Here is a 6,000-nt window from a genome sequence, read left to right on the forward strand (position 1 = left end):
GATTGGTAAAATATACTTATCACTAAAATTTTATGGAAATCTAAATCATATAAAATGAAATTCAATAGTAGTATAATATTGTTTTCAATACTCTTGTGTCATATAATAATACACGCACACAGAAACATTACGGGAATTGTTTTAGAAAAAAAATCCAATCAGCCTTGGGCAAATACATTTGTTTCCAATTCCAGTAATAGCTCCATAACTGCTCATATGCATCTCTATTTAGAGCAAAAAATAAAGTTATTTAATCAGTTCATCTCTATTAACATTTATAGAATATAGCTTGTAATATAAAATCAAACAGATATTAAAGAAAATGAAAATCGGAATTATCGGAGTTGGAAATATAAATATGGATTATGCTCATAGAGCAGCAAAATTAGGCTATGAAGTATTAATCAGCCACTCAAAGCAAATGCATAGCTTGAAAGAAATAATTCAAAACATGGGCAGTAATGTAAAATTAGTTGATATGTGCGACGCGGCGATAGCTGAAATCATTTTATTGTCTTTAGACTGGGAAGAATTAGAATCCTCAATATCCTGTTTACCTAATATGTCAGAAAAAATAATATTACATACTAACAACCCCATTTTCAATTTTGAATCTTCATTTTCGTCTTTACCTGTAATAATAAGGAGATCTCCTAGCGAAAAGATTGCCTCTCTCTTACCAGATGCACACGTGGTAAGAATCTTTAATAAATTACAACCTATAATTATAAATAAAAACGAATCTAATTACCAAACTGAAATTTTTTACATAGCGAAGAATCAAAAAGTAAAAAATAAGGTAATTTCTTTTTTAAATGCTTTAGATTTTTCGAGTACTGCGCTAACAACAGTAAACGAGATAGATTTCCCGAATTAAAATTGATATATTTGGAGTATAGACAGAAGGTTAGTGATATTAATCTCGCATTAAAAGCAAAATTCCTTACCGGCAGAATGCCTTACTATACCATAGTTGACTATCTTACCGCAATTTATTACTTGATTTAGTATTATATTCACAGAAATGTCTTGGAAACTAGCCTTACTAAAGTTATTATAAACGGCTTATTAAAAACTATAATTCGGAGTTTTCAAATCATAATCATATCAACACAAATAATCTGATTGAAGATATATTTTTTCAAGCTGGTAATGCTGTATAATATTTTTATAATTATAGACTTGATTGTATACAAACTGGTCTGCTCATTTTTTTTTAATTATTATCATTTTATTATATGACTTATATATTATAAAAATGCATATCGTTGACCTAGCGCAAAAAAAAATAATTGATAGTTAAAGAACGTGTAAATTGCTGTATTTTATATTGTAATTGTGCAACATATAATTAAATTAATATAACAGAACAAATTCTTAATAATATAGCTTCGCATAACAAAAACATAAATAAAACGCAATGTACCGAAACATGAGGCTTTTACAAGATATAGTGGACAATACGCCATTACCCATTGCAGTGTACACTGGAGATCAGCTTAAAGTAGAACTGGCCAACAGCGCAATGATCAAAACATGGGGCAAAGGAGATCAGGTGTTAGGAAAAAATTATTTAGACATACTTCCAGAGATAAAAAATGAAGCTTTTTTTGATCAGGCAATCAGCGTGCTTAAAACCGGTATTCCATTTCATGCGAAAGATAAAAAGGTAGATTTAGTAATTGACGGTGTGATGAAAACCCATTATTTCAATTATAGTTTTATTCCTCTTTTTGACAGTGATGGGAGCGTTTATGGTGTTATGAATACGGGCGCTGACGTAACGGAAATACATATTGCAAAACTACAAATACAAAGTGCTGAAGAAAGACTCAGAATAGCCATTGACTCATCAGGCATGGGAACTTACGAAATAGATCTGGCAACAAAGGCAACTAAAACCTGCGGGAATTTTAATTCTATATGGTCTATTGACTCAGATATACCAAATGACGAATTAATTGCCAAACTTCATCCTGACGATTTAGCAGTTCGTGAAAAAGCACATCTAGAAGCTGAAAAAACTGGAAAAATATGTTATGAGGCTCGAATTATAAATGCTGACCAATCTATTCGATGGATTAAAATCAACGGTAAAATCGTTAAGGATGAAACCGGCACACCGATTAGTATTATCGGAATCATTCAAGATATTAACGAACAAAGAGAATTTGAACAGGAACTCAAAAAACAAGTAGCCTTCAATACTGAGGAACTTAAGAGATCCAATGACGATTTACTGCATTTTGCCAATGTTGTCAGTCATGATTTGAGAGAACCATTAAGAAAAATCAAGATTTTCAATACGCTTCTAAAAAATGAAAAAGACACTGTTTTTAATGAGAGTTGCTTAAAATATCTCAGTAAAATAGACCAATCTGCCCTTAGGATGGACAATATCATTGAGGGCATCTTAAGCTACTCTACTATCGATAAAACCACTCAGTCTATTAAAAAAATTAATCTTAATGAGGTTATTGATAATATTAAAACTGATTTGGAACTAATAATAAAAGAAAAAGGGGCCATTTTTAATTCGTGTGATCTTCCAGAAATAGAAGGTGCACCCATTCTTATTACTCAACTTTTTTATAACCTCCTGCAAAACGCACTGAAATTCTCAAAAGCAGATCAGCCTCCAAGAGTTACTATCACATGTACTACAACTATTCTTGATGGAAAAGACGCAGTACAAATTATAATCAAAGATAATGGTATTGGGCTCGATTCTGCTTTTGCCGAAAGGATTTTTACAGCCTTTGAAAGATTAAATTCTAAAGACCAGTATGAGGGAAACGGCTTGGGGCTTGCGCTTTGCAGAAAAATAGCAAAAAGGCATCATGGCACAATCATAGCAATGGGTGAAAAAGATAATGGCGCCGAATTTACAGTAACCCTGCCCTTAAAACAGACAGAATCAACTATATGATTTATTTAAATATTATTTTTTGCAATTCATATATAAAGTGGAAACAGAACTAAAAACTTTGCTTTAGTGTTTAAAATTGGGAAATACAAAAGTAAGTCTGTTTTTTACTTAGTGTACCAACAATTGCTTTAATCACTTTAGAAATAATTGAATTTTAATAATTAGCAACAATCTTATAGAAGTGACGTAAAGTTAATTAAAACATAATTAAAAATTATTTTATGACTTTCTATTTTTTAATAGACTACATTTGACCAAATTAAATATTTAATATGCAAGAAGGTACAGTAAAATTTTTCAATGAAGAAAAAGGATTCGGATTTATAACACCTAATAATGGTGGTAACGAAGTTTTTGTTCATGTTTCAGGTCTATCAGAAAACATTCGTGAAAACGATTCAGTTCGATATGACGTAGAAGAAGGCCGTAGAGGTCCAAACGCAGTAAACGTAATCATAGCATAACATCCTATAGAACTAGTTTATAAAGCACCTGTTTAAAACAGGTGCTTTTTTTTTAAAAAACTAATTCAACAAAAGCCATTCATTTATTTACTAAATTAGTTTTTTAAGCATTCCATCAAATATAAAACCATGAAATGGCAAGACAGAATACCAGTATAGTTTGCCCATAAATCCATGTGGTTTAAAAGTAGCGGCTTGATATAAGATATTGTTGATTATTTTAAATTCCAGCCAGGCTTCACCCGGAAGTTTCATTTCTGCATATAAAATCAGCTTACCTTCCTTTTTATTGGCATATACAACCCTCCAGAAATCCAGTACATCTCCTGCATGTATTTCATTTTTATGTGTTCTCCCCCTTCTAGTTCCCACACCTCCAAAAATCTTATCGATAAATCCGCGTAATTCCCAAAGCCAATCGGCATAATACCATCCTGTTTCTCCACCTATTGACCAAATTCGTGCAATTGTATATTCTCTATTTATAATTATTCTTTTTCTTCTATCAATATAACAGCCTTTTTTTGGGACCTTGAGATATTGAGAAACATTCCCCTTGAACTGTCCGCTTACCTGAGAATCTTTCCAACTGGAAACGATATCATCTTCACTAATCTTTTTTAAAGCCCTTTCTAATGCCTGCCTGTAAGTAATAGGTGTAACTCCCAATAGATTATTAATTCTGTTATCGCTGCAAATGACTTCTACTTTCATACTGCTGACCAGTGCTGAAGCCAGTTTAAATGAAGTTGAAGTCACAAAATACAGCCAGTACGATGATAATTTTGGAGTCATCACCGGTACTGTATAAATATATCTTTTTAGCTTTTTTGCCTTTGCAAACTCCAGGAGCATTTCTCTGTAAGTCAACACATCAGGTCCTCCAATATCAAAACTTTGATTATAAGTTAAAGGATTCAGCAATGACCGAATTAAAAATTCTAAAACATCGCTAATAGCAATTGGCTGGCATTTCGTGTTCAGCCATTTTGGGGTAATCATAATTGGCAGTTTATCGACCAGATCACGTATTATTTCAAAAGAAGCACTTCCTGATCCTACTATTATTCCTGCTCTGAGTACAGTTGATGGAACTGCTGCGGTTTTTAAAATTTCTTCTACAGCCTTTCTTGATGATAAATGCTTGGATAGTGATTCGTCATTTACAATTCCGCTGAGATAAATAATTTGTTTTGCATTGGTTTCATTTATTTTTTGAATAAAATGATTTGCAGAAATACTTTCCAGTTTATCATAATTAGAAGTACCGGACATTGAATGAATCAGGTAATAAGCCGCATCTATATCATTTGGAATATTCTTGAGGCTTTCCCGATTAAGAAAATCAACTTCGATAATCTGTATTTGATTTTTAAACTTTTCAGGAAAACAAAACCTGTTTTTATCCCTGACACAGCAAATTACTTCATTTCCATGATCTAATAACAAGGGCAAAAGCCTCTTACCAATATAACCTGTAGCACCAGTTAAAAGAATTTTCATGTTTCAATTGTATTTACAATTTAAAGCTCACCAAGCCATAATCCATTGGAAAAATCTGACCCGAAATCGATGCTGCATCTTCAGAAATAAGATAACTTGCCATACGGGCAACCTCTTGGGGTTTTAGATAATTTTTCAATGGGTGTCGTTCCATCATATTTTCCTTCATACGATCGTTTCTTAAAATAGATCCAGATAAAGAAGTCTCTGTAATAGTTGGGGCAATAGCATTGATACGAATTGACGGAGCAAGTTCAGCACCGAGCGATTTAACTAATCCCTCTACTCCTGCTTTAGCTGTTGCTATACTGGCATGAAAGGGCATTCCAAGTTTTGCTGCAACGGTACTGAACAAAATGATAGAAGGATTTTTCCCCCTCTTTAATGCAGGAAGAAAATGCTGAATGACTTTCACAGCTCCTATGACATTTATTTCAAAATCGTTTCTAAAATCATCTTGAGTTAAACTCAAAATGGGCTTCAGGTTTATAGAGCCAGGACAATAAATCAAAGCATCAACACGCTCACATTCAGGCAAAGCATCCAGCAAAACATCAACTGAATAATGTTTTAAATTTGGATGAATACTATCAGGAGCGCTTCTGCTAATATTATAAATCTGGTAATTTTCCAGCTGCTGCAGTAAAATAGCATTACCAATTCCTTTACTCCCGCCAACGATTACAATAGTTTTCATTTTTTTAATATTAAATTTAAGAACTGGTATATTGTCTTTACTTCGATTTATAAGAAAATAAGATCTTATTGTAATTAATTATCAAAAAACTAAAGTGCGTTTTCGTACAAGATAATATTCCAATGTTAAAGATAATAATTGTTTAACAATTTTTAATAAATATTAAACAAAATAAAAATTATTTTATAATGCTAAATAAGCTTTCCTTAATTCTCAATTGAGCATCTTCCATGTTAAAATAAAAAACACAGAAATTAAATAGAGGTAAATTCTTTAGCGTTTATTGAAGTTAATTTTTGTCTTTTGGCGCAAAGTACGTGGGCGTTTTGACAAGAAAACTTCAGCCATCATGCAGCGTGCGCTTCCACCGCCACAAGCTTCAATTGTATCCAAGCTCGAACTTAAAA

Annotated in this window: 6 protein-coding genes; 3 read left to right on the plus strand and 3 right to left on the minus strand. The window is 32.2% G+C overall.

Features of this window, described 5'->3' with window-relative positions; all coding sequences use genetic code 11:
• Window positions 1–322: 322 nt before the first annotated feature.
• From ACWA1B_RS21425 to ACWA1B_RS21435, 3 genes are all read left to right on the plus strand, one after another.
• Window positions 323–877, plus strand: coding sequence for an NAD(P)-binding domain-containing protein (locus tag ACWA1B_RS21425; protein ID WP_456910515.1), 555 nt, complete (start codon window positions 323–325; stop codon window positions 875–877).
• 555 nt (window positions 878–1,432) lie between these two features.
• On the plus strand, window positions 1,433–2,929 hold the full coding sequence (locus ACWA1B_RS21430; protein ID WP_456910517.1) for a PAS domain-containing sensor histidine kinase: 1,497 nt from the start codon (window positions 1,433–1,435) through the stop codon (window positions 2,927–2,929).
• A gap of 272 nt (window positions 2,930–3,201) precedes the next feature.
• Window positions 3,202–3,393, plus strand: coding sequence for a cold-shock protein (locus tag ACWA1B_RS21435; protein ID WP_194614781.1), 192 nt, complete (start codon window positions 3,202–3,204; stop codon window positions 3,391–3,393).
• Window positions 3,394–3,483: 90 nt separating this feature from the next.
• Here the strand turns inward: ACWA1B_RS21435 and ACWA1B_RS21440 are convergent, their stop codons facing one another.
• The 3 genes from ACWA1B_RS21440 to ACWA1B_RS21450 all read right to left on the minus strand — a co-directional run.
• On the minus strand, window positions 3,484–4,896 hold the full coding sequence (locus ACWA1B_RS21440) for an SDR family oxidoreductase (protein ID WP_456910519.1): 1,413 nt from the start codon (window positions 4,894–4,896) through the stop codon (window positions 3,484–3,486).
• Between the two features lie 13 nt (window positions 4,897–4,909).
• Window positions 4,910–5,593, minus strand: a complete 684-nt coding sequence (locus ACWA1B_RS21445; protein ID WP_456910521.1) for an SDR family NAD(P)-dependent oxidoreductase — start codon at window positions 5,591–5,593, stop codon at window positions 4,910–4,912.
• Between the two features lie 273 nt (window positions 5,594–5,866).
• Window positions 5,867–6,000 (minus strand): arginine deiminase-related protein (locus tag ACWA1B_RS21450; protein WP_456910523.1); only part of this gene is annotated, 134 nt, incomplete at its 5' end.

The sequence above is a fragment of the Flavobacterium xizangense genome (assembly GCF_054075145.1).